27 protein-coding genes and 1 pseudogene are annotated in these 24,564 nt (G+C 63.4%); 23 read left to right on the top strand and 5 right to left on the bottom strand.

The annotated features are described in order from the left end of the window. Positions 1 to 776 precede the first annotated feature (776 nt). The 12 genes from CXQ91_RS24930 to CXQ91_RS22300 all read left to right on the top strand — a co-directional run bounded on the left by CXQ91_RS24930 (position 777) and on the right by CXQ91_RS22300 (position 10,943). Positions 777 to 935: a hypothetical protein gene (locus CXQ91_RS24930; RefSeq protein ID WP_181039008.1), complete on the top strand. Its 159-nt coding sequence runs from the start codon at positions 777 to 779 to the stop codon at positions 933 to 935. 191 nt (positions 936 to 1,126) lie between these two features. Next, positions 1,127 to 2,479, top strand: coding sequence for an MFS transporter (locus tag CXQ91_RS22350; protein WP_219816584.1), 1,353 nt, complete (start codon positions 1,127 to 1,129; stop codon positions 2,477 to 2,479). Between the two features lie 15 nt (positions 2,480 to 2,494). After that, positions 2,495 to 3,313, top strand: coding sequence for an N-acyl homoserine lactonase family protein (locus CXQ91_RS22345; protein ID WP_104176060.1), 819 nt, complete (start codon positions 2,495 to 2,497; stop codon positions 3,311 to 3,313). After that, positions 3,310 to 4,167 (top strand): SDR family NAD(P)-dependent oxidoreductase, encoded by an 858-nt coding sequence (locus CXQ91_RS22340; protein ID WP_104176059.1) that lies wholly within the window; start codon positions 3,310 to 3,312, stop codon positions 4,165 to 4,167. The genes CXQ91_RS22345 and CXQ91_RS22340 overlap by 4 nt, the downstream gene beginning before the upstream one ends. Continuing rightward, on the top strand, positions 4,164 to 5,123 hold the full coding sequence (locus CXQ91_RS22335; RefSeq protein WP_104176058.1) for an NAD(P)-dependent oxidoreductase: 960 nt from the start codon (positions 4,164 to 4,166) through the stop codon (positions 5,121 to 5,123). Before CXQ91_RS22340 ends, CXQ91_RS22335 begins: the two co-directional genes overlap by 4 nt. Beyond that, complete coding sequence (locus CXQ91_RS22330) at positions 5,120 to 5,524, top strand: cupin domain-containing protein (protein ID WP_104176057.1); 405 nt, start codon at positions 5,120 to 5,122, stop codon at positions 5,522 to 5,524. The genes CXQ91_RS22335 and CXQ91_RS22330 overlap by 4 nt, the downstream gene beginning before the upstream one ends. 2 nt (positions 5,525 to 5,526) lie before the next feature. Beyond that, complete coding sequence (pcaC, locus tag CXQ91_RS22325; protein ID WP_104176056.1) at positions 5,527 to 5,931, top strand: 4-carboxymuconolactone decarboxylase; 405 nt, start codon at positions 5,527 to 5,529, stop codon at positions 5,929 to 5,931. Next, positions 5,928 to 6,818 carry an NAD(P)-dependent oxidoreductase gene (locus CXQ91_RS22320; protein WP_104176055.1) on the top strand — a complete coding sequence of 297 codons (891 nt, stop codon included), beginning with the start codon at positions 5,928 to 5,930 and terminating at the stop codon, positions 6,816 to 6,818. The genes pcaC and CXQ91_RS22320 overlap by 4 nt, the downstream gene beginning before the upstream one ends. A 42-nt stretch (positions 6,819 to 6,860) precedes the next feature. After that, positions 6,861 to 7,553, top strand: coding sequence for a GntR family transcriptional regulator (locus CXQ91_RS22315; RefSeq protein WP_219816583.1), 693 nt, complete (start codon positions 6,861 to 6,863; stop codon positions 7,551 to 7,553). A 114-nt stretch (positions 7,554 to 7,667) separates the two neighbouring features. Further along, positions 7,668 to 8,441, top strand: coding sequence for a carboxymuconolactone decarboxylase family protein (locus CXQ91_RS22310; RefSeq protein ID WP_104176053.1), 774 nt, complete (start codon positions 7,668 to 7,670; stop codon positions 8,439 to 8,441). After that, positions 8,438 to 9,937 carry an NAD-dependent succinate-semialdehyde dehydrogenase gene (locus CXQ91_RS22305; protein WP_104176052.1) on the top strand — a complete coding sequence of 500 codons (1,500 nt, stop codon included), beginning with the start codon at positions 8,438 to 8,440 and terminating at the stop codon, positions 9,935 to 9,937. Before CXQ91_RS22310 ends, CXQ91_RS22305 begins: the two co-directional genes overlap by 4 nt. Positions 9,938 to 9,953: 16 nt before the next feature. After that, positions 9,954 to 10,943 carry an Ldh family oxidoreductase gene (locus tag CXQ91_RS22300; RefSeq protein ID WP_104176051.1) on the top strand — a complete coding sequence of 330 codons (990 nt, stop codon included), beginning with the start codon at positions 9,954 to 9,956 and terminating at the stop codon, positions 10,941 to 10,943. A gap of 904 nt (positions 10,944 to 11,847) precedes the next feature. On the opposite strand, the gene CXQ91_RS22290 is transcribed toward CXQ91_RS22300, so the two are convergent. From CXQ91_RS22290 to CXQ91_RS22275, 4 genes are all read right to left on the bottom strand, one after another. Continuing rightward, positions 11,848 to 12,771: an NADP-dependent oxidoreductase gene (locus CXQ91_RS22290; RefSeq protein WP_104176049.1), complete on the bottom strand. Its 924-nt coding sequence runs from the start codon at positions 12,769 to 12,771 to the stop codon at positions 11,848 to 11,850. Positions 12,772 to 12,842: 71 nt separating this feature from the next. Beyond that, positions 12,843 to 13,799 (bottom strand): RNA polymerase sigma factor SigJ, encoded by a 957-nt coding sequence (gene sigJ / locus CXQ91_RS22285; RefSeq protein ID WP_104176048.1) that lies wholly within the window; start codon positions 13,797 to 13,799, stop codon positions 12,843 to 12,845. A gap of 145 nt (positions 13,800 to 13,944) precedes the next feature. Beyond that, positions 13,945 to 15,270: an MFS transporter gene (locus CXQ91_RS22280; RefSeq protein ID WP_258074225.1), complete on the bottom strand. Its 1,326-nt coding sequence runs from the start codon at positions 15,268 to 15,270 to the stop codon at positions 13,945 to 13,947. A gap of 246 nt (positions 15,271 to 15,516) precedes the next feature. Next, positions 15,517 to 15,897 (bottom strand): nuclear transport factor 2 family protein, encoded by a 381-nt coding sequence (locus CXQ91_RS22275; protein WP_104176046.1) that lies wholly within the window; start codon positions 15,895 to 15,897, stop codon positions 15,517 to 15,519. A gap of 350 nt (positions 15,898 to 16,247) precedes the next feature. Here CXQ91_RS22275 and CXQ91_RS22270 point away from each other — a divergent pair, with 350 nt between their 5' ends. Both CXQ91_RS22270 and CXQ91_RS22265 read left to right on the top strand, forming a co-directional pair. Further along, positions 16,248 to 16,790, top strand: a complete 543-nt coding sequence (locus tag CXQ91_RS22270; protein ID WP_146072415.1) for a hypothetical protein — start codon at positions 16,248 to 16,250, stop codon at positions 16,788 to 16,790. Positions 16,791 to 16,834: 44 nt separating this feature from the next. Then, positions 16,835 to 17,551, top strand: coding sequence for a TetR/AcrR family transcriptional regulator (locus CXQ91_RS22265; RefSeq protein WP_104176044.1), 717 nt, complete (start codon positions 16,835 to 16,837; stop codon positions 17,549 to 17,551). Positions 17,552 to 17,696: 145 nt separating this feature from the next. Here the strand turns inward: CXQ91_RS22265 and CXQ91_RS22260 are convergent, their stop codons facing one another. Next, complete coding sequence (locus CXQ91_RS22260; RefSeq protein WP_104176043.1) at positions 17,697 to 18,326, bottom strand: sigma-70 family RNA polymerase sigma factor; 630 nt, start codon at positions 18,324 to 18,326, stop codon at positions 17,697 to 17,699. A gap of 442 nt (positions 18,327 to 18,768) precedes the next feature. Here CXQ91_RS22260 and CXQ91_RS22255 point away from each other — a divergent pair, with 442 nt between their 5' ends. From CXQ91_RS22255 to CXQ91_RS25530, 9 genes and pseudogenes are all read left to right on the top strand, one after another. Beyond that, entirely contained in the window at positions 18,769 to 19,689 is a 921-nt protein-coding gene (locus tag CXQ91_RS22255; RefSeq protein ID WP_104176042.1) for a ferritin-like domain-containing protein, read from the top strand. Between the two features lie 582 nt (positions 19,690 to 20,271). Continuing rightward, on the top strand, positions 20,272 to 20,733 hold the full coding sequence (msrB, locus tag CXQ91_RS22245) for a peptide-methionine (R)-S-oxide reductase MsrB (RefSeq protein ID WP_104176041.1): 462 nt from the start codon (positions 20,272 to 20,274) through the stop codon (positions 20,731 to 20,733). Continuing rightward, complete coding sequence (msrA, locus tag CXQ91_RS22240) at positions 20,730 to 21,251, top strand: peptide-methionine (S)-S-oxide reductase MsrA (protein ID WP_104176040.1); 522 nt, start codon at positions 20,730 to 20,732, stop codon at positions 21,249 to 21,251. Before msrB ends, msrA begins: the two co-directional genes overlap by 4 nt. 51 nt (positions 21,252 to 21,302) lie before the next feature. Continuing rightward, entirely contained in the window at positions 21,303 to 21,884 is a 582-nt protein-coding gene (locus CXQ91_RS22235) for a molybdopterin-dependent oxidoreductase (protein WP_104176039.1), read from the top strand. Further along, positions 21,881 to 22,606 carry a ferredoxin reductase gene (locus CXQ91_RS22230; protein WP_258074223.1) on the top strand — a complete coding sequence of 242 codons (726 nt, stop codon included), beginning with the start codon at positions 21,881 to 21,883 and terminating at the stop codon, positions 22,604 to 22,606. Before CXQ91_RS22235 ends, CXQ91_RS22230 begins: the two co-directional genes overlap by 4 nt. Beyond that, positions 22,606 to 22,881: a DUF6510 family protein gene (locus CXQ91_RS22225; protein ID WP_104176038.1), complete on the top strand. Its 276-nt coding sequence runs from the start codon at positions 22,606 to 22,608 to the stop codon at positions 22,879 to 22,881. The genes CXQ91_RS22230 and CXQ91_RS22225 overlap by 1 nt, the downstream gene beginning before the upstream one ends. A gap of 24 nt (positions 22,882 to 22,905) precedes the next feature. Further along, a pseudogene (locus CXQ91_RS25540) lies at positions 22,906 to 23,251 on the top strand (NAD(P)/FAD-dependent oxidoreductase); the annotation flags it as partial. Positions 23,252 to 23,373: 122 nt separating this feature from the next. Then, positions 23,374 to 24,021 carry a hypothetical protein gene (locus tag CXQ91_RS25535; protein ID WP_258074222.1) on the top strand — a complete coding sequence of 216 codons (648 nt, stop codon included), beginning with the start codon at positions 23,374 to 23,376 and terminating at the stop codon, positions 24,019 to 24,021. A 186-nt stretch (positions 24,022 to 24,207) separates the two neighbouring features. Beyond that, on the top strand, positions 24,208 to 24,393 hold the full coding sequence (locus CXQ91_RS25530; RefSeq protein WP_258074221.1) for a hypothetical protein: 186 nt from the start codon (positions 24,208 to 24,210) through the stop codon (positions 24,391 to 24,393). Positions 24,394 to 24,564: the final 171 nt, after the last annotated feature.

The following is a 24,564-nucleotide window of genomic DNA, read 5'->3' as shown; positions in this document are numbered from 1 at the left end:
TGGGGGCGGGGGGTGGGGGGGCGGGGGGGGGGGGGGTGGGGGTGGGGGGGGGGGGGGCGGGGGGGGGGGGGGCGGGGGGGGGGGCGGGGGGCGGGGGGGGGGGGGGGGGGTGGGGGGGGGGGGGGGCGGGGGGGGGGGGGGGGGGGGGGGGGGGGGGGAGGCGCGGGGGGCGGGGTCAGGGCCCGGGCTGGTGGGCCTTCCGCCTGCTGGAATCTAGGGTTTTCTGTCGTCCTTTGCTGTTTCCGGTGGCCAGTTGTTGGCCGTCACTCATTCGTGGTCAAGAGTTGTGGTGACGACATGACCAAAACGAATCTTCATCTGAGGGTCGTCCTCGGATAGCTACCTTCTGCGAACCTGGCAGAGTGCGCTCATCGCGTGTTTGTCCGGCCAAATGGGCCGTGCACATTGTGCACTTTTGTGCACGGGTGGCTTTTCGACCTTCATTTTGGTCCCTATCATCCTGGTTCTGCCTTCACCACTTCATGCAGGTCTCTGATGCAAGCGACATGACTTTGGGGTTCGGATCGTAGGTTTCCTTAGGACGTGCCGGGTTCAGCGGGAGCGTCTTGGGGGTTATCTGTGGCTGGCATAGAAATCATCGAAAGAGCGGAGGTGTGTGGGATCCGGACTCTTCTTCCGGGGCCGGTCCTGGTTTGGTTGATCAGTGCGACGTGTCCATAGTTGGACGCGCGGCTACCGGTTTCCTCCCATGCATAGGGTCAGTGCCGTTCCCGCTAAGAAAGGCGTCCCGGGCAGACTTGCGGTAGACGAGGCGGTTGCCGCGTCTCTCAGAGACGGGCCCGTCACCGACGGTCATTCCGCTGAACACAGCGATGATCACGTTGGCGGCACTGGCGTCGTGGACGAGGAAACCCGCACTGACCCACCGTGCCGGCGTCGTCCTCTACCCCCTCATCATCTGGCTACGCCAATAAGAAGACACGCCCCCTAGGTGTAATTCGGCGTGTGTTCCGCGCGGGAAGTGGGAGTCCGGATTGGGCGTCTGATGGTGAGAAATGCCGCCCTCGCTCCTCCTATTGACAGACCGTACGATTGTCGTACAATTTTCTCAGAGGGCCATCGCAACGTAGCGGCCGCTCCACAGAGAGTTACGAGGAGGTAACTAGTGAGCATCAATCAAGCTGATATGCAGCACAAGAAGTTAGGCCAGGCCGCTTTCGCAGTTGGCGTTGGCAACTTCATGGAATGGTTCGATTTCGCCGTGTACGGGTTCTTCGCCGTCATCATCGGCCAGCTTTTCTTTGCGGACCAGAGCCCTGTGGTGTCTCTCCTGTCTTCCCTGGGCGTTTTTGCGGTCGGCTTCCTTATGCGGCCGCTCGGCGGGTTCATCCTGGGACCGATCGGTGACAAGTACGGCCGCCGCGCGGCCCTGAGCTTCTCGGTCCTGGCCATGGGCCTGGCCACCACGATGATTGGGTTTATTCCGACCTACGCGGCCATCGGCGTCGCCGCTCCTCTGTTGCTGGTGCTCCTGCGCTGCGTCCAGGGGCTTTCAGCGGGCGGGGAGTGGACGGGTTCCGCTGCCTTCCTGATTGAAGGAGCCCCCCGCAACCGCCGCGCCACCTACGCCAGCGTCATTTCGGCAACGGCAGCCTTGGCCACCGTTGCCGGCAGCGGCTTCGCCCTCTGGCTCAACAACATCCTGACCAAAGATCAGCTCATGGACTTCGGTTGGAGGATCCCTTTCTGGGCCGCCGCACCGCTGGCCCTGGTCGGGCTGTTCGTGCGCCTCCGGCTGGACGACACCCCGGTCTTCAAGGAAATCAAGAAGACCCGCGACTCGGCCGCGGTTCCTGCGCCGAAGCTCAAGCGCAACCTGAAGGCTGTCGGGCTGACGATCTGTTTCGCGGCGGTCCAGGGCCTTGGCTATTACTATTTGGCCACCTACGTGGTGAACTACCTCGAAGTGACTCTCAAGATCCAGCGCCCGAATGCCCTGATGCTCAGCGCTATCGGCCTGCTGATCTACATGGTCTTCTGCCCTATCGCGGGCATGATCTCGGACAAGTACGGTCGGCGCATCCCCAACCTCGTGGGCACGGTGGGCTACGTCCTGCTGCCCATTCCGGTCTTCCTGCTGATGAGCACCGGCAATCCGGCCCTCATCATCCTCGGCCTGATCCTCTTGGGCGCCATCCAGTGCCTGGTCTCGGTGACCACAGTGGTCATGCTGGTCGAACTCTTCCCGGCGTCCACCCGGGCCACGGGTAGCGCAATCGGCTTCAACATCGCCCTCGCCTTCATCGCCGGCCCCGGGCCCTACATCGGCGCGTTCCTGGCCTCCAGCACCGGCAACGCCATCGCCCCGGCCTTCTACCAGGTCTTCATCGCCCTGATCGCCCTGGTGGTCCTCCTCAAGTGGCTGCCGGAGAGCAGCAAGCAGGATATCTTCAGCGACGAGATCGACTGGCACGCGAAGACGCCGGGGCCGGTCGAGGATGCCAAAGTCATTGCCTAAGCGAGGATAACGAGCATGACGAACAGCGATACGTATCAAGTCAGCATTGTGAAGTTCGGGACCCGATCCACAGTGAAGAGCGATGTGTACCTGAACTTCCACATCTACAAAACGCCTGACGAACCCGTGGACATGGACTACTTCTTCTGGGTGATCCGCAACGGGCAACGTACCGTCGTCGTCGACACCGGCTTCTCCCGGCACGGCGGGGAGGTGCGGAACCGCACCTTCCTGATCGAGCCGGCCGCGGCCTTCGCCGCCCTGGGCGTAGATCCCGGAGACGCACCGCAGGTGCTGGTCACCCACGCGCACTACGACCACATCGGGAACCTGGACCTGTTCCCGGACTCGAACATCATCATGGCCCGCGCTGAACTGGACTTCTGGCTCAGCAGCTTCGCCGCCCGCAGGCAATTCAAGCACTCGATCGAAACCGAGGAACTGGATTACCTGAAGCGGGCGGCGGGGGAGGGCAGGATCACGACCTTCGACGACGACTACACGGTTGCCCCCGGCATCCGCATCTCGCGCGTCGGCGGCCACACTCCGGGCCAGTCGATCGTCACCGTGCAGACCAGCGAGGGCCAGGTGGTGCTCGCCTCCGACGCCATCCACTACTACGAGGAATTCGAACAGGACCTACCGTTCATGTTCGTCAATGACGTGCAGGAAATGTATGCCGGCTTCGACACGATCCGGCAGCTGATGGACACGACCGCCAGCCATCTTGTGACAGGCCACGACCCCTCCACCCTGGAGCGATTCACTCCCGTCACGGCCGGCCCCCTGGCCGGGCTCGCAGCAACCATCGGCAGAAAGGAAGAACAGTCATGACCATCCTGCGTTTTGACGGCAAAGTGGCCGTCGTTACCGGCGCGGCGGGAGGCTTGGGCAAGGCCTCTGCCTGGCGGCTCGCCGCGGAGGGCGCGCACGTCGTCGTCGTCGACATCAATGCCGACGCCGCAGCCGCCGTGGCGCGATCGCTGCCCACCCGGTCCATCGCCGTGGCCGCTGACGTGGCCCGGGAGGCGGACGTCCACCACTACATGCAGGAGGCACTGGACGCCTTTGGCAGGGTGGACCTGCACCACCTGAACGCCGGGATCTTCGGAAAGTTCGCGGCTCTGCCGGACGTCGAAGTCGAAGATTTCGACCGCGTTATGAACGTCAACGTCCGCGGGCAGTTCCTGGGCATGCGGGCAGCCTTCCGGCAGTTCGCCGCGCAGGGCGGCGGCGGCAACATCGCCATCACGGCGTCCATCGCGAGCCTCACGGGGGCGGCGGACCTGCTGGCCTACCACACGTCCAAACACGCCGTCGTGGGGCTGGTCCATGGCGGCTCCGTCTACGGCGGCCCGCTGGGCATCAGGGTCAACGCGGTGGCACCGGGCATCGTGCCCACCGAACTCTTTGCCGCCGCCGCAACCACCAGCGGTGGCAAGAACGACATGGAGCAGCGCGCCAGTACTACCCCGCTGCGGCGGGCCGGCACCGCTGAGGAAATCGCCGGCGTCGTGGCCTTCCTGCTGAGCGATGACTCCGCGTACGTGACCGGCCAGGTGATCGCGGCCGACGGCGGCGCCTCCATTGTGAACACCGTCCGGCCCAGTGGCGGCGCTGGGGCCTGGGACACCACCAGCGTGGACGAAGCCATCTACGGCAACAACTTCCAGAGGGCAGGACAATGAGCGAACTCCGCATCGGGTTTATTGGCCTTGGCAACATGGGCGGCCGGATGGCCACCTGCATCACCAGCGCGCGGAAAGACGTGCTGGGCTACGATCCCGTCTCAGCAAATATCTCCGCGGCCGGCGCCACCCCGGCCGCCAGTGCGGCGGACGTGGCGGACGGCTCGGACATCATCCTCCTCTCCCTCCCCAAGAGTGCCGTCGTGGAGGCCGTTATGCTTGGTGACGGCGGTGTCCTGGAGCACCTGCGGGACGGGCAGATCGTCGTCGACCTGAGCACCTGCGCCCCTGCCTCCACCCGCAAGATCGCGGGCAAAGTGGCCGCCGCAGGCGCGAGCTACCTGGACGCCGGCATCTCCGGCGGCGCGGCGGCCGCAGAAAAGGGCGAATTGGTGCTGATGGTGGGCGGGGAGGAAAGCACCCTTGAGCGGGCACGGCCGGCGCTGGAATTCTTCTCCAGCAAGATCTTCTACACCGGGGCGTCCGGGGCGGGCCACACGACGAAGCTCATCAACAACTTCCTGAATGCCATCACCCTGTCCGCCACGGCGGAAGCAATGGTCGCCGGCAAGAAGGCCGGCCTGGACCTGGAGGTGCTGCTGGATGTCATCAACAACAGCTCAGGGGTCAGCTTCGCCTCGCTGAACAGGTTCCCGAAGATCATCAAGGGGGACTATCTCAAGGGCGGCCTCACCAATTCCCTGATGATGAAGGACGTGATGGCCTACGTCGAGCTGGCCGGGGACCTCGGGGTGGCAAGCCCGAATTCCGCGGGTCCGCTGGCGAGCTTCGGCCTCGCCAACGCTCTCGGCTACGCCGACCAGATCAGTAACACCGTGGTCGACGCCATCGGAGATGTGTCCGGCGGCGTGCGGCTGTTCGACCCGTTGCCGGCGGGCGACGAAACGCCCGAGGAACCGCATGCAGCGCCCGGACCGGCAAAGGAGCAGCCATGAGGATCATCAACGGACCCGTGCAGGACGGCACGGCAGGCAAAGCCGGCTCGCAGTTCAGCGGCACCGCTTTCCCGTATTTGACGATGTCATCCACGGACGGCGTCACCATCAACACGGTCAACTTCACCCCGGGGGCCAGGACGTACTGGCACCATCACGAAAATGGCCAGATCCTCCAGGTGCTCGCCGGGCGGGGTCTCATCCACGCAGAGGGGGAGGACACCCCCCGCGTCCTCAACGCCGGCGACACAGTCTGGTGCCCGCCGGGAGAACGCCATTGGCACGGCGCCGCCCCGGATTCCTTTATGACCCACACCGCCATTTCTCTGGGTGTGACGCACTGGGCCGAACCGGTGGACGAGCCCGACTACAGCAAGACCCCAGATCTCCGGAAGGAATAACCATGGACCGCAGCGACACACACGAAACTACTTACGACGAGGGTCTGGCAACACGCAAGGAAGTCCTTGGGGCCAGCCACGTTGAACGATCCCTTGGGCAGGTGTCCGAGTTCAGCCGACCCATCCAGGAACTGGTCACGGAGTACTGCTGGGGCGCCGTCTGGAACCGCGACGGCCTAGACCGGCGGAGCCGCAGCATGATCAACATCGCAATGCTCACGGCCCTGAACCGGTCCCATGAACTCGGGGTGCACGTCCGCGGAGCCATCAACAACGGTGTCTCGGAGCAGGAAATTCAGGAGATCCTTATGCAGACAGCCATCTACGTAGGCGTCCCCGCAGCCCTGGAATCCTTCCGGGTGGCTGAGAAGGTGCTGAACGAACTCAAGGTCAGTGAGGCGTCATGACCACAGTTGCCTTCATCGGGCTCGGGAACATGGGCTCGCCCATGGCACGGAAGCTTCTCGACGCCGGCTACACCGTCCGGGGATTCGACCTAGCGGAGGAGGCCCGGGCGAAGCTAGGGGCTGTGGGCGGCCTGGCGTTCGGCTCGCCGGCCGAGGCGGTCAACGGCGCCACCACCGTCATCCTCATGCTGCCAAATTCCGACGTCGTCGAGTCGGTGATCGCGAGCGCCGATGTCGAGGCGGCTTTGGCCACAAACACCTTGGTCGTCGACATGAGCTCGAGCGAACCGCTTCGCAGCCGGGCCCTCGAGCAACGCCTGCGGCAAAAAGGTATCCGCTTCGTCGATGCCCCAGTATCCGGTGGCGTGAAGGGCGCGGAAAACGGCGTGCTCACCGTCATGGCAGGGGGATCGGACGAGGATCTGGCGGAGGTATCCGCCATCCTGGAGTGCTTCGGAACCGTCAAGCACGCCGGGCAAGTGGGGGCAGGACACGCGGCGAAGGCACTGAACAACCTCATGTCCGCCACGCACCTGCTGGTCAGCAGCGAGGCCATCCTGGCCGGGCAAAGCTTCGGCGTGGATCCGGATCTCCTGCTGCAGATCGTCAATGGCTCGAGCGGCAAGAGCGGCTCGACCGAGAACAAATGGCCCAACTTCATCCTTCCGGGCACCTACAATTCGGGCTTCGCCCTGAAACTGATGCTCAAGGACATGAAGATTGCAGTCGACCTCGCCGACCAGGTCCACGCCGCGTCGAGGCTGAGCCACGCCGCGGTCCAGCTCTGGGAAGAAGCTGCTGCAGAACTGCCGGACAACGCCGACCACACAGAAATAGCCCGGTGGGTGGCCGCGACTTCACAAGAGTCCGCCGTCAGCCACAGGTAGGATTGCTGAGATCCGCGCGCAGGAAGAAGGAACACGATGACCGTGACCAATTCATTGGCCGACTCATGGGCGTCCGAGCCGCTGGGACGCGTGGCTGCGCCGGTGCGCGAGCAAGTTGCCGACCGGCTCCGGAGCGCCATCACCGGGCTTCAGCTCAAACCTGGCCAGCGCCTCGTGGAGCGGGAGCTGATGGAGCAGCTCGGCGTCTCTCGGACCACCGTCCGGGAAGCGATCCGGGAGCTTTCCTCCGAGGGGCTTGTGACTGTTGTTCCGCAGAAAGGCGCAATCGTCAGCAGGCCCACGCGCTCGGAAGCCGAGGACCTCTATGAGGTGCGCGCCACCCTGGAGTCACTCATTGTCCAGCGGTTCATCGAACGGGGGACTGACCCGGAGATTAGTGATCTTCGGAGGGCTACTGCGCACTACCGGAAGGTGACGGAAGAGCACAGCGATGACATGCGCGGGGTGCTCGCGGCCAAGGACGGCATCTACGCCGTGTTGATCGCGGGCGCCCGCAGCGAACCGTTGCGTCAGCTCATCGAGCAGATCCAGGCCCGCGTGCACGTACTGCGCGCGGCGTCCCTCTCACACCCCGGCCGTGCCATGGAAGCGGTGGAAGAGATGGAAGCCATCGCCGCCGCGGTAGCCAAACGGGACGCCCCGCTGGCCACCGCCCTGTACGCCGCCCACGTCCGGCGTGCCGCACGCACGGCCCTCGCCGATTTCGACGACTGACAGCCACTAACACCACAGCCACACCGCATTAGCGAGTGTTGCTCCGCCATGCCCGAAAGCGGTCAGCCGAGGCAACTCATTGACCGTCCGACCCACCCCAGTGAAGGAAAAACCATGGAGCTGACAGCCCGCCAGCAGCAAATCAAACAAGACTTCATCAGCATCCGCGGAACGTGGGGAGACTCGTGGGAGGCCATCCTGGCGCTCAGCCCCGAGTTCCTTGCGGGGTACCTCTCCATGTCCTCCGTTCCATGGAAGAAGAACCACCTGGAAGACAAAGTCAAGGAGTTCATCTACATTGCCGTGGATAGCGCGGCAACCCACATGTACCTCCCGGGTGTCCGGCAGCACGTCCGGGCCGCCTTGCGCTTTGGTGCCACGTCAGCGGAGATCATGGAGGTGGTGGAACTTGCAAGCACGCTCGGGGTGCACGCCATGAACGTCGGGGTACCCATTCTCTGTGATGTCCTGGACGAGACCGGGGGGCGAACCGTCAAACAGCCCCTGACGGAGTACCAGGAGCAGGTCAAGAAGGAATTCACCGAAAACCGCGGCTACTGGAACAAGACCTGGGACGACACCTTGGAACTCGATCCGGAATACCTTGAGGCCTACACGGAGTTCTCCTCCGCGTCCTGGAAGTTCGGGCCGCTGGAGCCCAAGGTCAAGGAATTCATCTACATCGCGTTCGACATTGCCGCCACCCACCTTTACGAGCGTGGTACCAAATTGCACATGGAGAACGCGCTCCGCTACGGCGCCACGGTGGAGGAGATCCTAGAGGTCATGGAAATCGCGAGCGTCATCGGCATCCATGCGGCCACCACCGCGGCCCCGATCATCCTCGAAGAAGTCGCCGCGTTCGAAGCAGAAAAGGCCGCCTCGTGACTGTAACTGCACAGCCCACCGTTACTGCGGAGCGCGAGAGCGAGCTGCTGGCCTCTGTTCCGACCGGACTGCTGATCAACGGCGAATGGCGGCCGGCCGCGTCCGGTAAGACGTTCGACGTCGAGGATCCCGCCACCGGCAAGGTCCTGCTCAGCATCGCTGACGCGGGTCCCGAGGACGGCAAGGCCGCCCTGGACGCAGCCGCTGCCGCACAGGATTCCTGGGCACAGGTCCCGGCCCGTGAACGCGGGGAGATCCTGCGCCGTGCCTTCGAAATGGTCACCGCCCGCGCCGAGGACTTCGCCCTGCTGATGACCCTGGAAATGGGCAAGCCGCTGGCCGAAGCCCGCGGTGAGGTCACGTACGGCGCTGAGTTTCTGCGTTGGTTCTCCGAGGAAGCCGTCCGCGCGTTCGGCCGCTACTCGGTCTCCCCGGACGGCAAGTCCCGCCTGCTCGTCACCAAGAAGCCGGTGGGCCCCTGCCTGCTGATCACGCCGTGGAACTTCCCGCTGGCCATGGCCACCCGGAAGATCGCCCCCGCCGTGGCCGCCGGCTGCACCATGGTGCTCAAGTCCGCCAACCTGACGCCCCTGACCTCGCAGCTGTTCGCCGCCGTGATGCAGGAGGCCGGCCTGCCCGCCGGTGTCCTGAACGTCATCCCGACCTCGACCGCCGGCGCCACCACGGGCCCGCTGATCAAGGATCAGCGCCTGCGGAAGCTCTCCTTCACCGGGTCCACCGAAGTGGGCCGCCGGCTGCTCTCGGACGCGTCCGAAACCGTGCTGCGGACCTCGATGGAGCTCGGCGGCAACGCCCCGTTCGTCGTCTTCGAGGACGCCGATATTGACGCCGCCGTGGCCGGGGCCATGCTGGCGAAGCTGCGGAACGTGGGCGAGGCCTGCACCGCCGCGAACCGGTTCATTGTGCACGAGTCCGTCGCGGCCGAGTTCGCGGAGAAGTTCGCCGCGAAGATGGCGGACATGACCACCGCCCGCGGCACCGAAGCCCACTCCAAGGTCGGCCCGCTGATCGATGCGAAGAGCCGCGACAAAGTCCACGAGCTCGTCACCGACGCCGTGGCCTCCGGGGCCGTGGCCGTGGCCGGCGGCGGACCCGTGGACGGGCCCGGCTACTTCTACCAGCCCACCATCCTCACCGGCGTCACCGAGGGCACCCGGATCCTGTCCGAGGAAATCTTCGGACCCGTCGCCCCGATCATCACCTTCACCACCGAGGACGAGGCCATCCGGCTGGCCAACAACACCGAATACGGCCTGGTCGCCTACGTCTTCACCCGCGACCTGAACCGCGGCATCCGGATGGGCGAACGCCTCGAAACCGGCATGCTCGGCCTGAACGCCGGCGTGGTCTCCAACGCGGCAGCACCCTTCGGCGGCGTGAAGCAGTCCGGCCTGGGCCGCGAAGGCGGCCTGGAGGGTATCGAGGAGTACCTCTACACGCAGTACATCGGCATCGCCGACCCCTACGCCGGCTAACACGAAAGGGCGGAAGATGTTCATCAGCTTGGAAAACGCCACTGAGGTGGGTACCGCTGCTCTGAGGAAACTGGGGTTGTCCGGTCCGGATTCAGACATCACCCTCCGGCACCTCCTCGACTGTGAGCTGAGAGGCTTGTCGTTCAGCGGACTAGCCCGGATCCTGAGCATCGGTGAGCGGTTGGCTGTGAAGCCCATGGGCGCGGACGGCATCAGAATCACGCGGGAGACACCTCTGTCAGCCCAGCTGGATGGTGGGGACAGACTCGGTTACGTTGTGGCGCAGCGAGCCGTGGGGATCGCCCTCGACAAGGCGGCGGACGTGGGCCTGGCAGTCGTCGGAGCGAACAATACTTGGTACACGGGAATGCTGTCTTATTACGCCGAAATGATCACAGCGCAAGGGCTCGTCGCTATGATCGCCTCGAATGCGTCGCCCTGGGTGGCGCCATTCGGCGGGACGGAGGGCCGGTTCGGCACGAACCCGTTTTGTCTGGGGTTTCCCAGCACGTCAACGCCGGTGATCTGGGACATCGGAATCTCGGAAATCATTCATGCCCAAGCCGTCCTCGCTCAGCGACAGGGACGCCACCTGCCTCCCGGTGTCGCCTACGACTCCGACGGTCAACCTACGACAGATCCGGCACGAGCCTTGTCCGGAGCCTTTACCGCATGGGGCGGACACAGGGGCAGCGGCCTCGGCGTGAGCGTCCAGCTGCTGGGAATTCTGGCCGGGTCGCCGGTTTTTCCGAAGCCGCTGGAGGACTTTGGTTTTCTTGTCTTCGCCATGCAGCCTGACCTGTTGACCCAGGGGGAAGAATTCGTGGTGAAGGTCTCGGCGTTTTCCGAGGCCATGCGGACAACCCGACGGGCGGATGAGGAAGTGCCCGTCCGGATGCCCTTCGAACGGTCGGCCGCCCTGCGGGCCGAGCAGCTTGCAGCCGGTGGGTTCGACGTCGACGCTTCCGTCCTTGAGGCCATCACGGCTCTGACGCAGAAGGATTAATCGCTTCGCCAGCCGGGCGACAAAGCTGCCGGACGCATTGCAGCCAGGATTTCCGGCTACGGCGAGGCCGTGTTCGGGACCGTTTTCTGGGCCCTTGCACGCAGCGCTTCTCCCATTTCCGGGGTCTCTCCAACGTCGATAAGCGGCTTTTCGTGGAGCAGTATCCGGTTGTGGAGAGGGCCATCATGACGCTGATCTGGCCGCGCCCTACGGGAGCCGGGCCAGCGACGGATCGCCTGCTGAGAAATGTCGGTCTGACAGATAGGGGACAGCTGGTCGGCGTCCTCAGATTCTGCGAATTCCAACCAGCGAGGCGACCGAGGAACGCCCACTTAGCTAGCCTGACCTAATACCGGCTATCGGCCCGCAGAAGAGCTCACAGATTCCGGGAATGACAGACTTCCCACTCTTATGTCCCATCGGGTCAGCCTTGGGGCTGATCAATGTAGAGATCCCGCTGGCCGCACTGGAGAAGCCTATCGATGCGCGGTTCCTCAGCGCGCAGGAGCGGGAGATGATCGGGGACCTGCAGGCTGCCGGTACTTCAATCAGGGCGGCCCAAAACGGCCAAGCTCGGTGGCGGGTCGGACTTGGGTGTGCACGACCCATGGAAACCGCCCACCAGCCGGCCCTTTTCGGTTTTAACTGATGAAGATGGTGGCGTATCCAAGCCGAGCACGGCGTGAGTGTCCTGTTAGCGTCCAGGGCCTCTTCAACCAGTGCGATAGATCCCCTCAGGGATTCTGATCAGTTCGAGCCGAAGAATGCGCCTCCCGGTTGGGTTCCTCATGCGAGGACCCTCAGCTTGAATCAACCCTGGCTGAGGGCGCAACCGGAAGGACGCTGCCGGCTCCTGCATCAGTCGAGGTCGGCAACTGTCGCTGTCTGCTGTTCAGTCATCGTCTTAGTTGCCTTCCGCGACTTGAATGATGGTTTTGCCGTTCGCTCGCCGCAGGGAGTTGAATGCGGAAGGTGCTTCGGCGAGAGGGCGGACCGCGCCGAGGATGGTGCGCAGACGCCGGTCTCTCAGCCGCTGTGCGAGGTCTGTTAGCCGACTCCGGTCCGCTTCCACGACGAAGAAGACGGCTCGCCCGTTCTCGGGCTGCAGGGAAGGAGGACCAGCGATAGTTACCAGGGTCCCCCCTGCACGGACGAGCGCCGTGGAACGATCGCGGATGTCGCCGCCAATGAGATCGAAAACCAAATCCACCTCACCGGCGTCTTCCACCTGATCGGCGTCCAGATCAAGGAATGTATCGGCGCCAAGATCAAGCACCGTCTCCCTATCCGCTGCCCGCCCCGTGCCGATGACACGGGCACCGGCTTCGCGGGCCAGTTGCGTTGCGATTGATCCGACACCGCCGGCTGCGCCGTGGATAAGGACGGTCTGGCCCGGTTCAAGGCGGCCGTGCTCGAAGATCCCCTGCCAGGCGGTTAGCCCTGAGATCGGCAGTGTAGCGGCCACGGTGTGATCGATGTCTGCCGGAAGCGGAGCGAGATTTCGGGCTTCCACGGCGACGTACTCAGCCAATGCGCCGTTGCGGGTCCAGTCGCACAGGCCGAACACCCGCTGACCTATGGTGAGGCCGGTAGTGCCGTACCCGAGTTCGGTGACGACGCCGGAGAGTTCGTGTCCGGGGATGCTGGGGGTGCGGTCCCTTCCTGACCTGTCTGACCAGGTTCCCGGCCAGTCAAGTTCCCCCGGCGTGAATCCCGCTGCATGGACACGAACGATGACATCGTTTTCAGCTGCGTGCGGGTGGGGCTGTGTGGTCAGTGTGAGCCCGGCAAGACCGGCATGGGGGTCAGAGACGGTGAGTGCGTGCATGTCAGATCCTCTACTTCAGATGATTTAGAACAGGGCGCGACGGGCGTCCCAAAGAACTGACGACGTACCAGTTAATGATGTGAGGTCTGCGGACCGTGACCAGGCCAGAGACTAAGTTTCGCCGGGTTCCATTGAATCCAGACCCTGGTGACCCGATCACCGTCGACGAGCAGATTAATCACGCCGGTCACGCGCCCGTCCCGCACCAGCGCGAAGGCCGGTCCGTCGCCGGTGGTCTGGGGCTCGAGGCTGACCGTGGGTTGTTTGGCGAGGACGCCAAGGAGGAAACGGGCCACCTTCGATACTCCGTTGATCGGATTCAATGCTGCACGCGCGAATCCACCGCCGTCGGACCGGAGGGTCGCGGCAGGATCGAGCAGTGACATCAAGGTGCTGATGTCACCCTCACGGCACGCTTCACCAAACGCTTGCACCACCCTGGCATGCTCGGCCTCGTCGACCGCGTGTGCGCGCTGGGATCGGACGCGCCGGCGAGCCGAACTCGCCAGCTGGCGGGCCGCTGCCGGGGAACGCCCAACGATGCCAGCGATCTCCTCAAAGGGAACCGCAAAGACATCATGCAGAATGAATGCGACGCGTTCTGCCGGTGTCATCGCTTCGAGCACCACTAGCAGTGCCGTGCTTACCGACTCGTCAAGCGTCACCCGGTCCAGCGGGTCGTCCGATTCTGACGGCACGAGCGGCCTGCTGTTGTCTGTCGTCGTAGCGGCGAAAACGTTCGCGGGTACTGGCTCGGGCAACCACTGGCCGACGTACGTTTCCCGGCGGACACGGGCAGTGCCGAGCATGTCAAGGCATATGCGGCTGGTTACCCGAGTGAGCCAGCCCGCTGGGTTCGCGATACCTGCGCGCTCGGCGTCGTCGAGCCGGTACCAGCGCACGAACGATTCCTGCACGGCGTCCTCCGCCTCGCTGACCGTGCCGAGCATTCTGTAGGCCAGACCGACCAGCCGTCGCCGCTCATAATTGAACAGCTCAGCTACCGCATCGCCCGGTTCCACTCCCATGAAGACCTCCACAGAGCCGGCTACAGGAACCGGCCATCGTAAAGACTGACGATACTAGCCGGGCTGTTGTGAGGACCGTTCGAATCCCAGTGAACCCTGGACTCATCAAGCGGCCGTCTACCGCCACGCAGGCACTGAGGAATACTTACGGTTGCGCATCTGGGCGATCATGTGTTGGCGCGAGGACCGACTGGTCGCCGTGGCCGGGCGCCGCCCTGATCAGGGTCGAGTGAGGTCTGGATGGTGGAGTTTCGTCATCAATGCCCACCGTGCTGGTTGTTCCTGGTCGGTCGGTGTGCGGGTTGCGTGCAGCGATCGCAGTGAACAGGGCACCGATTAGCGCAAGTGAGCCGTATCCGAGGGCGATCTGCGGCAGCGAGAAGGTGTTGGAGAGTTTGCCGGCGATGAGGGCGGGGATCGTGGCGCCGCTGTAGCAGAGTAGGTAGATGACGCTGAAGATCGGTGCCCGGTCGGCCAGGGTGCTGCCGTGCAGCAGGGCCCGGGTGGCGGCGCTGATGGCGATGCCTTGACTGGCGCCGGCGACGATGGTTGCGACGATGAACAACGCCAGTGTGCCGGTGGCGATCGCTGTGATGATGCCGATCATTCCGCCCAGGAAGGCGATCATGCCGAGGCGTTGGGCCGTCGCCGGTGAGAATCGGCCACCGAGGGGAGCGCCGAGAACGCTGGGACCCATGTAGGCGGCGAACACCAGTCCGAGGATGAGCGGGCTGCTGGTGTGGAGTTGATCTTCGACCAGCGCGGGCACGAAGGCTTGGTAAAAGGCTCCGGTCGCCCAGGTGGCGAGGAACACCGACGCCGCTGCGAGGAGCAGGTGCCTGACCCGGGCTGGTACGCGGACTCGGGGTCGCAGTGATTGCCAAGCACCCGGCGTCGGCGTGGCGGTTTCCGGGCTGACAGCGATGAGTGCAATAGACAGGAGGAGGAGGCCGACGACAACCAGATAGATGAGATCGCGCGGCCAGGGGCCGAACTGGACCAGGGCACCGGAGGCGATGGCACCGACTGCGAGGCCGAGCATGACTGTCTGGCTGGAGGCGACGGAGGCCAGCCAGGTCGGCCTGGCCGGCGCGGCGTCGACGATGTAGGAGGTGAGGCTACTGCTGGCCAGCCCGGCGCCGAGGCCCATCAGGAGCCGGCCGGCGATCAGAGTGCCGACGTCGTGCACGTTCAGCAGCACCAGACAGCCGAGTAGGAGCAAGCCGAGGCTGGCGATCGAAGTGGGCCGTCGGCCCACATGACTGGACAGTCGTCCCAGCACCAGCAGTGTGGTGAGAGTAGCGGTGGAGTAGGCGACGACGGTCAGCGAGATGTCGGCGTTGGTGAACCCGTCCTCGGCCCGGTAGATGTTGAAAAGAGGGATTGTCGACCCCACTGCGGCAAACGCGGCCACCAGGGAGACCACTGCGGAAACGAACGCCAGGCGGAGCGTTCTGCCCTTGCGAGTCATGTTGACCACTGGTGCCATGTTTTGCATCGAGTCGTGCCTTCCTATTGTTCTTAACCACCCCGGAGTTCTGCAGCGGTCAGCTGTGCGCGGGCATGATGGCCGCGGTCACGTCGACGTTCAGCCAACGGACCTGCGGCACGGCTGCGAGCATGTCTGTGGGCCAGATCCCCGCTGGGATTGCTTTTGGGTGTTGCGTCCCACCCGAGGTCCGGGGTATCTCGCGACCAGCAGCCTCGCGGGCGCGGGTTAGGCTCCGGGAGCGATCGCGCAGGCCGAGACGCATACCCAGGTGCCCTCACGCTTCTGATACACATCGGTGTACAGGGCTTCCTGCTCCGCGCCATTGGCCAGCAGCGTGTACGTTCCACGGCCATGGATCAGAGCAACGTCGCCGAGGAGGCGGATCTTGACTTCGAGCAGAGCGAGATCCTTGAAAGGGCGAGGCTTAGCGATGTACTCGAGGTACTCGTCGCGGTTGCGGGTGACACCCGGTGTCTGCACGAGGAAATCTTCAGCAAGGAACTCGCTGAAGCGCTTGGCGTCGCTGGCCTGGTCCGCATTGTTGTAGTCAAGGTTGAGCTGCTCGAGAATCGTCAGATCTTCAGTGGACCGCGTGGTGTCATTCATTTCTTGCTCCTTCTGCGTGTAGTTCGCCGTTCGCTGTAGGTGGGCACAACGAACGGCGTCATTGTCCGAGTAGTTTGTGGCGGTTCGCGGCGTCGTCTTACCAACAACGTTGCAATGTCGCTCGCCACTTGACGCCGACCCCCGCGGGCCCTTTCCGGTCAGCGTGGGGTGCCGCCGAGGGGCTATGAAGCTAAGGACGGTGAGCCGATGAGGCGCCAAGTCGGCCAAGGGCGAATGACCGATCGGAACTGCTCCCTAACGCGCCGTGTGAAGTCACAGCGATCCCAATAGACGAGACCCAGCTAAGATGAAGCGATCTGAAAAGAATAAAGGGACCATATGGTCCATTGGTGTTGCAGAAAGGCGGCATATTTCTTTGTACAGAGCGTGAAGCGCCATACGAACTGGACTTAATCGTCCACGTGATGGCAGGATGTGTGAATGGTGTCGACTGGCTGGGTGGACGGATGAGGACATACTTTGTGGAGGTCTTGGCCCGCGAAAGAGCTTGTCTGGCTGGAGTCACCGACGGGGCGATGCTTGCCGGCTGGCGCCGTGGCGTCGTCGAGGAGCTCATGACCCCGCAGTCGCCGTACGTGTTGGCGTTGCGACAGACAGGCGATGTGCGCGACCGTGCCGACTTCCTCGACCGGTGGCGCGAGCTCATCGCCGAGACGGTGGATCGTCTGCTGCAGTCCGGCGCCAGGGGGGACACGCACTGCTCTTCCGCGCGGGGCCCGAAGGCCGATGTCGACGCTCAGAAGACTGCTGTGCTGATTCTTGCGGCGCTTTGTGGAGGCAGCACTCTGAGTCAGGTTGCACGAGACCCCCGGCCTCTCAACGCCGCACTCGACCTCGCGCTCATGTATTTTGTGGGCAGCCGAGGACAATAGCCCGCAAGGACGGGAACGAGTAGCTCGATAAGTAAAATGGTGTCATGACAACCCTTGACTCGCGGAATGGCAGGCGCCTGACGGCGCGCGGTGAAAAGACGCGGGCCAGGATCGTCGCCGCAGCAGCCGACCTGATGAATGTCCAGGGAGTCGGGGCTACCACGCTCGACGACGTGCTATTGGCGAGTGGAGTGAGCAAGTCGCAGTTGTACCACCACTTCGCAGGCAAGGACGCGCTCGTGCGGGCCGTCATCGACCATGTCGGAGGACGCGTCATCGAGCGTGAGCGCGATGCCCTTGGCCATGTCTCGACGATCCCGGGCCTGCGACGCTGGCGCGATGCCTTGGTACAGAACAACGCCCTACGGCATGGCGCCTACGGCTGTTCGCTCGGCTCACTGGCCTCCGAAGTCTCCGATCAAGACGACGCCGCCCGCCGGGCCGTGTCTCAACTCTTTACCGAATGGCAGGGACTCCTGGCGGGCGTCTTGCGCAGGCTCCAGGACGGTGGCACGCTTCCACCCGAGGCATCAATCGACCAGCTCGCGACAGGACTCATGGGCGCCCTCCAAGGCGGGTACATGCTGGCCCAGACTGCGCGCGATGTCACACCGATGGCAACATCAATCGACATGGCGCTAGCGCATATCGAGAGCCTGCTACTGATTGAGCCCACCCCTGACCAAGCTACGCATGGGGCTGTGATCCTCGCCCGAGATTCGGTTCGAGCTCACCAGTCGCCTAGCGCGTCTGGGTCGTAGGGAGGGCTCGACATCGACTCCGGCCGCCAGTAGGTCGACATGGCATGAAGAACAGCCATCACATCCGATGCCGCGCGGGTCAGCGTCCAGGAATTGCTCGAAGCACTCCCACCACCGGCTATGGCCTTCCACCTCTACCGCCTGGTCATTCAATAAGTTGGGCAGTCGCCGGCTCCCCTTCCAGGTACCCATTAGCGGTCAGGTAGGCTCGGATCTTTCGTCGTGCCTCGAAAACGGTCTTGTAGATCGCGCCCCGATTCGATCCAGACTGAGACACCATGGCGTCCATCGGGACACCGTTGACCACGATCGCGACGAAGAAGTGGCGCTGGTGATCGGTCAATGTCTCGTTCATTGCCCGCTGCACGGCCGTGATCAGTTCCCGCTGCTGTGTCAGTGCGAGCGGGTCGGCAGAGAACCGTGCAGGGAGTCGTTCCCAGTCCTCGACATCTAGGGACACGGATGGCCTGCGCCAAAAGTGGCGGACGAGTTTGTTGGAGACCTCCAGCGCGACAAAGCGGTACGCCCAGGTCGTGAATCGGCTCTCCCCGCGAAAGGTATCGAGCTTCCCCAGCAAGGAAACCATCGCATCGTTGGCGGCCTGATGTGCAAGGTCCTCGAGTTCCGGCCCGCCAATGCGGAAGGTGGGTCCACGCCGATATGTCTCATGTATGGCGACCCTCAGCAACATCTCGTGCAGGCGGGCCAATGCCGCGTCCCGTTTGGTTGCGGCATCGTCGAGGGCGGTCAGCCACGATGATGAGTCCATATCCATGTTGGTAAGTCCTAATTCGCTGAGTGCGCCGTATGTCTGTCTTTGGGGGTTCGGCAATCGGCGCAGGCGGCTCTGCGGCTGATGGTCCTGCGTACTCCGTCGTCGAGTTGAGGGTTTGCCCGATAAGGTCGGTCGATCTGTCGATCGAACACAGAACTATTTAGTCCAGCCTAGGCTCCTAACGTCGATCCGGCAAGCCATGCGTTTGATCCCAGCGTGCGACCTCCATTCATCCAATTGCTCAGACCACAAGCGGGTTTTCCTCGGCCTGACCTGCGAGCATGGAGTTCAGCCGCCATCCCTCAGTGGCACTTTCGGGAATGCAAGTATGGACTAAAGGGTCCTGTTTGGTGTAGAACTGACACAGTGTTCGACAGCCGATTCGAGCACCAGCAGTTTGCCTCTGGCGCGACCGGAGTCATCGAACAGCACGGGAGTCAGGATGTCTAAGAACCGCTTCATCAGCGACGCCATCAATGCCAGCGCGGAGACCGCAGAGGACCGCGTCAAGCTGACCGACATGGTCGCTGAAGCTGCGACCGACGCGCCGGCGGATACCACAACCGAGGACGGGCCCAGCGATGCTTCGATCCTGAACTTCGCGCTCAACCTTGAATACCTTGAAGCCGAGTTCTACCTTCGTGGCGCAACGGGGCAGGGACTTCCCGAGGACATGGTGGGAGGGACGGGGACGCCCGGCCAAGTGTCCGGCGGCCGGCAAGTCGATTTCCGGAGTCCCTTGATCAAGAACATTGCCCGTGAGATCGCCATGGACGAGCGAGCCCATGTCGCGTTCCTCCGCGGCGCACTCGGTAAGGCGGCCGTTGCGCGCCCACGGATCTCTCTCGATCACAGCTTCACCGCGGCCGCGTTGGCTGCCGGCTTGATAAAGCCCGGAGAGATCTTCGACGCCTACGCGAACGACCGTAACTTCCTCTTCGCCGCTTTTCTCTTCGAAGACGTGGGAGTCACCGCCTTCAAGGGTGCGGCACCGTTCATCTCCAACAAGACCTACCTGGACGCAGCAGCAGGCCTGCTGGCAACCGAGGCCTACCACGCCGGGATCGTGCGGGCCACGCTGTTCAACGAGGGACTCGTGGATGATTCCGTTTTCGACGTCGTGCACAAGATCTCCGCGGTTCGCAACGCAGTGAGCGGCCCAGCCGAGGATGATCAGGACCTCGGCACCAAGGACGCAGCCAACCTCGTTCCCACCGACGAATACGGCCGGGCATTCGGACGGAGCGCAGCGGAGATCCTCAACATCGTCTACCTCGACGCCCAAGCGGGAAGCGCCGGCGGCTTCTACCCGGATGGGCTCAACGGAGACATCGTTCACGGCACCGGACCGACCGCGGACTAATTACGTGCCATCGCCAATCAGCAGTGCTGACGTGAAAGCTCATCGAGTGAGCGACGCAACTGCTGATCACCGGCAACCGAGTCGCCTGGACGCGTCCAGAGCGACACACCATTCGAAGGGAGCAAGCCATGTCCATAGCTGAGGGACCTACCGTCAAGAACGGTGACCGCATTGACGCAGGCGACATAGCGGAGGCCCTGACAAGAGCACCATTCACCTACACCGACGAGGCAACGCAGGTATTCACTCGTGACGGTCGCACCACCTACACCGAGAACGGGAGCCCTACATCCGGAAGGTGGGGAGTAGACGATCAGGGGCAGTTCTGGTCCTTCTGGCCACCGACCTATCGCGCTACCTACGACGTCTTTTGGATTACAAATGCCGATGGTGATGTCGTCGGCGTCCGGTTCACCGAACTCATTCGCGGAGCCACGTCCGAAGGACGATACGCCCCCCAGCTCACCTCAAGCCCGGGGTGAGGCTCACCATTAGCGCCCTTCACGCCAGAGACCAGACGCGTCTTTGACCCGGGCACGCGATCCACGATCTAGTAACCACCCCAGAGAAAGAAGGGTCCACATGGCCGCCACCGAGTACCGCAAAGATCCCGAGAAGGTTGCGAAACTCACCCCAGATCAGTACGAGGTCACCCAACAGGCGGCCACCGAACCCGCGTTCCGCAACGAGTACTGGAACAACCACGATGCCGGTCTGTACGTCGACATCGTCTCCGGCGAGCCCCTCTTTGCGTCGATCAACAAATTCGACAGCCACACCGGATGGCCCAGCTTCACCGTCCCCATCGACCCTGGCAACGTTGTGCTGAACGAAGACCGCAGCTACGGCATGGTCCGCACCGAAGTGCGCTCCAAGCACGGCGACAGCCACCTCGGCCACCTGTTCGATGACGGACCAACCGCGGAAGGTGGCCTCCGCTTCTGCATCAACTCGGCAGCATTGCGGTTCGTCCCCCTGGACCAGCTCGAGACCGCCGGTTATGGGCAGTTCCGCAGTCTCTTCACCACGGAGGCAGCATCATGAGCCGCGACCGAGCCATTCTGGCCAGCGGCTGTTTCTGGGGCGCGCAGGAGCTGCTCCGAAAGAAGCCGGGCGTGATCTCCACCGTTGCCGGCTATTCCGGTGGCAACACACCGAACGCCACTTACCGAAACCACGGCGATCATGCTGAAAGCGTGGAGATCGTTTTCGACCCCGACATCATCTCGTTTCGGGATCTGCTCGAGTTCTTCTTCCAGATCCACAATCCCTCGACCCTGGACAGGCAGGGCAACGACATCGGCCGCAGCTACCGGTCAGCGATCTTCTACACCAGTGACGAGCAGAAGCAGGTCGCGCTGGACACCATCAAGGACGTCGACGCGTCCGGGCTTTGGCCAGGGAAAGTCGTCACCGAGGTGGAACCGACCGGAGATTTCTGGGAGGCAGAAGAGGAGCACCAGGACTACCTGCAGAAGTACCCCGACGGCTACACCTGCCACTACGTCCGCCCTGGTTGGAAGCTCCCGCACTGCGAGGACCAGACCGCGCTAACCCGGTAGTCGGCCAGAGGCCTACGAAATTTCTTGCTGACCCCGCTGAAAGGAGAAAAGATGGCAGTTTTCGGAGGTCGCCGCGGCGACGACAACCCTGCGCTCCCACCTGGGCAACACCTGACGGCGTCGTTCCCCGTGCTGTCGGCAGGCCCGACCCCGTCGATCGATACGGAGGACTGGGAGTTCTTCATCCAAACCGAAACAGGACAGACCCATCGGTGGAATTGGGACAAATTCCTCGCCCTCCCGTCCGAGGACATTACCGTCGATATCCATTGCGTGACCAGCTGGTCAAAGTTCGGCACCCGATGGCGGGGCGTGTCACTGGACACCTTGTTCTCTGAGGTCGAAACGGGTTTCGATTTCGTGATGGCGCACTCCTACGGCGGTTACACCACGAACCTCCCACGTCAGGAACTTCTCGACGGAAAGGCCTGGATTGCCTACGAGTACGGAGGCAGCGAGCTTGACCCCGAACATGGCGGCCCGGCACGCCTCCTGGTGCCTCATCTCTATTTTTGGAAGAGCGCCAAATGGGTGCGGGGACTTGTCATGCAGAGCGAGGACAACCCAGGCTTCTGGGAAGAATACGGCTACAACCTGCACGGAGACCCTTGGCGTGAAGAGCGCTACTCGTGACCAGCCAGGCCGTCGGCTGGCTCACCGGCAGTCTGACGAGTGCACACCCACTGACCGCCGCTGCGCGCAGCACCACCTTAACAGTGCCCGGATGGCCAGGTAACGATGCGGGGCAGCACGTCGATGTTAGGCTCACCGCGCCGGACGGGTATCAGGCTGTCCGCTCATACTCCATCGCCAGTGCTGGCCCAGGCGAGGAGATCGAACTAGCCATCGACCGGTTGCCAGACGGTGAAGTCTCTCCATTCCTCGTCGACGACCTCGAACTCGGTGACACGGTCGAGCTCCGGGGCCCACTGGGTGGATGGTTCGTGTGGCGGCCGGAACAGACCCAACCGGTCCAACTGATCGCTGGCGGCTCCGGTGTCGTGCCGTTCGTCGCGATGACCCGCGCTCACGCCAGCGTCGGCAGCACCGTGCCTATGCAGCTTCTCTATTCGCTGCGGACGCCGGAGGACGCGTTCTTCCGCGACGAGCTCTCCCAACCCACAGCAACCGTTCGAACGACGTGGCATTACACCGGTGCTGTGCCGCCGGGTTGGTCTCGCTCAGCCGGGCGGCTGACGGTTGAGGACTTGCAAAGGGAGACACTTCCCCCGGAAAAGGCCCCGCTGACCTATATTTGCGGCCCCACTGGATTCGTCGAAGCCGTCTCCCGTGCCCTCATCAGCCTCGGGCACGCACCCGATGCCATCCGCACCGAGCGATTCGGAGGAACCTGATGGACCACCTTGACGGCAATGTCCTCGCTGGACCGACCACCGATCTTTTCGCCTTCGAACCGACAACGGCCCAGGGCCAATGCCGGTCCTGCGCCGACATCGCCGCGTTGGGACAAGCGATGGTGTATGGCCAGCCCATGGGCTTCGTCGCGCGCTGTCGCAACTGCGACAACGTCCTCCTCGTCGTCGTCGAACACGCCGGACAGAAATCTCTCAACATGCGAGGGCTCCGCTGGTTGCGGGTTGCGGACCCCGTCGAGCACAACCGCATCTAAACCCATCAGTAGAAGGAGTTCCAGGTGCGCCAGACCATCATCATCGGCTCCGGTCCCGCCGGGTACACAGCCGGGATTTACGCCGGCCGCGCCAACCTCGATCCGCTACTCATCGCAAGCTCAGTCGAAGCCGGCGGCGAGCTGGTCAAGACGACTGAGGTCGAGAATTTTCCCGGGTTTCGGGACGGCGTCCTGGGCCTCTCATGTTCAAAATCAAGCCAAAGCCGAAAGGTTTGGCACCGAGGTTGTTCTGGACGACGTCGTGGACCTTCAACTTGAAGGCGATCTCAAGCACGTCACCATTGGCGACGGTGATGTGCACAAAGCTCTCTCGGTGATCTTTGCCACTGGCTCTGCGTACCGCAAACTCGCACGCGAATTCTCCGCGGGACTCGGCGAGCAGGAACTGTGCCAGGTTTTCGCTGAGCACTGTGTCCTTTGCTACTGTGCGCCCGGTCAGCTTCCGCTGCCCTTGGCGGAGTAAAGGGGCCGATGTTGTTGTTTCCGTTCTGGCTCCTTGTACTGATCTTCCTCGCCGCCGTCGGCGCGATCTGGGTCGCCGGCATTCAACTCAGTCGCTACACCGACGTTCTGGCCGAACGTTTACATCTCGGTGCGGCATTTGGCGGCCTGATCCTTCTCGCCATCACCACAAACCTTCCCGAGCTGGCAATAACCGTCAGCTCCGCGATCCAAGGTGATCTCTCGATCGCTGTCGGTAACATCCTCGGCGGCATCGCCATCCAGACCGCAGTACTGGCATTTCTTGACCTGGTCGGGGTACGCGGCGCTAAATCGCTGACCTACCGAGCCGGGTCGCTATCGCTCATCGTCGAAGCAGCGCTCGTCATCGCGATCCTGTCCGTCGTCATCGCCGGCAGCCAGATGCCAGCGGACCTCATATTCTTCCGCCTCACCCCAGACACCGCTCTCATCGCAGCGATCTGGGTCATTGCCTCCTGCTGGTCAATCGCGCCGGGAGAGGCATGTCGTGGTACGACGACGGCCACGCGCCCGGATCCCAACCTGAACCGATGGGACACAGCCGTGCGATGCAGGATGAGATCGCAACCTCAACCGGCACCAGCACTGCCAAGGCAGCCGCGATCTTCATCGCCGCCGCACTCCTCACCTTCGTAGCCGGCATCGCGCTCGAACGCAGCGGAAGCGCCATGGCCGACCAGTATGGCCTTTCCGGCATCCTCTTCGGAGCCACGGTACTGGCGGCTCTTGCCACGTCCCTTCCCGAGATCTCGACGGGGCTCGCCGCAGTCAAGACTGCCCGTGCTGTTCCTCCTCGCGACCGTCATCTCAGGGAAGGCTGTCTTGCCCTCAGCAGAGGCTACCGATATCTACCTCACCGCACTCGCCATCCTGCTCACCCTCGTTTACCTGCTGGGGATCGCGTTTCGCCCCCGCCGGAAAGTCCTCGGCATGGGAATCGACTCGCTGCTCGTCCTTATTCTCTACGCGGTCGGCACGGCCGGACTCTTCGCAATCAGCAGAACCTAACCGCGTCAGGGACTCTCGAGCGCCCCCATTGACGACCTCACAGCCCCACATCTCTCCCAAAGTACCTACCCCCTACCTACGAGCAGCCTGAGTCAACGTTCGAACCGCGCCAGGGACACTTCGATGCGATATCAGAAGGACGCTCGTTTCGCTCTGGCTATCTGATCTCCA

The organism is Arthrobacter sp. Y81, assembly GCF_002929335.1.
Lineage (GTDB): Bacteria > Actinomycetota > Actinomycetes > Actinomycetales > Micrococcaceae > Arthrobacter.
This window is presented reverse-complemented; position numbering and strand designations above follow the sequence as displayed.

Bases quoted from the DNA above. Each gene is read 5' to 3' on its own strand.
- msrA (WP_104176040.1), top strand. From the start codon at position 20,730: ATGAGCCGCGACCGAGCCATTCTGGCCAGCGGCTGTTTCTGGGGCGCG.
- CXQ91_RS22340 (WP_104176059.1), top strand. From the start codon at position 3,310: ATGACCATCCTGCGTTTTGACGGCAAAGTGGCCGTCGTTACCGGCGCG.
- CXQ91_RS22330 (WP_104176057.1), top strand. From the start codon at position 5,120: ATGAGGATCATCAACGGACCCGTGCAGGACGGCACGGCAGGCAAAGCC.
- CXQ91_RS22290 (WP_104176049.1), bottom strand. From the start codon at position 12,771: ATGCACGCACTCACCGTCTCTGACCCCCATGCCGGTCTTGCCGGGCTC.
- CXQ91_RS22255 (WP_104176042.1), top strand. From the start codon at position 18,769: ATGTCTAAGAACCGCTTCATCAGCGACGCCATCAATGCCAGCGCGGAG.
- CXQ91_RS22275 (WP_104176046.1), bottom strand. From the start codon at position 15,897: ATGAATGACACCACGCGGTCCACTGAAGATCTGACGATTCTCGAGCAG.
- CXQ91_RS22335 (WP_104176058.1), top strand. From the start codon at position 4,164: ATGAGCGAACTCCGCATCGGGTTTATTGGCCTTGGCAACATGGGCGGC.
- CXQ91_RS22260 (WP_104176043.1), bottom strand. From the start codon at position 18,326: ATGGATATGGACTCATCATCGTGGCTGACCGCCCTCGACGATGCCGCA.
- msrB (WP_104176041.1), top strand. From the start codon at position 20,272: ATGGCCGCCACCGAGTACCGCAAAGATCCCGAGAAGGTTGCGAAACTC.
- sigJ (WP_104176048.1), bottom strand. From the start codon at position 13,799: ATGGGAGTGGAACCGGGCGATGCGGTAGCTGAGCTGTTCAATTATGAG.
- CXQ91_RS25535 (WP_258074222.1), top strand. From the start codon at position 23,374: ATGTTGTTGTTTCCGTTCTGGCTCCTTGTACTGATCTTCCTCGCCGCC.
- CXQ91_RS22225 (WP_104176038.1), top strand. From the start codon at position 22,606: ATGGACCACCTTGACGGCAATGTCCTCGCTGGACCGACCACCGATCTT.
- CXQ91_RS22310 (WP_104176053.1), top strand. From the start codon at position 7,668: ATGGAGCTGACAGCCCGCCAGCAGCAAATCAAACAAGACTTCATCAGC.
- CXQ91_RS22265 (WP_104176044.1), top strand. From the start codon at position 16,835: ATGACAACCCTTGACTCGCGGAATGGCAGGCGCCTGACGGCGCGCGGT.
- CXQ91_RS22235 (WP_104176039.1), top strand. From the start codon at position 21,303: ATGGCAGTTTTCGGAGGTCGCCGCGGCGACGACAACCCTGCGCTCCCA.
- CXQ91_RS22300 (WP_104176051.1), top strand. From the start codon at position 9,954: ATGTTCATCAGCTTGGAAAACGCCACTGAGGTGGGTACCGCTGCTCTG.
- CXQ91_RS22280 (WP_258074225.1), bottom strand. From the start codon at position 15,270: ATGACTCGCAAGGGCAGAACGCTCCGCCTGGCGTTCGTTTCCGCAGTG.
- CXQ91_RS22345 (WP_104176060.1), top strand. From the start codon at position 2,495: ATGACGAACAGCGATACGTATCAAGTCAGCATTGTGAAGTTCGGGACC.
- pcaC (WP_104176056.1), top strand. From the start codon at position 5,527: ATGGACCGCAGCGACACACACGAAACTACTTACGACGAGGGTCTGGCA.
- CXQ91_RS22320 (WP_104176055.1), top strand. From the start codon at position 5,928: ATGACCACAGTTGCCTTCATCGGGCTCGGGAACATGGGCTCGCCCATG.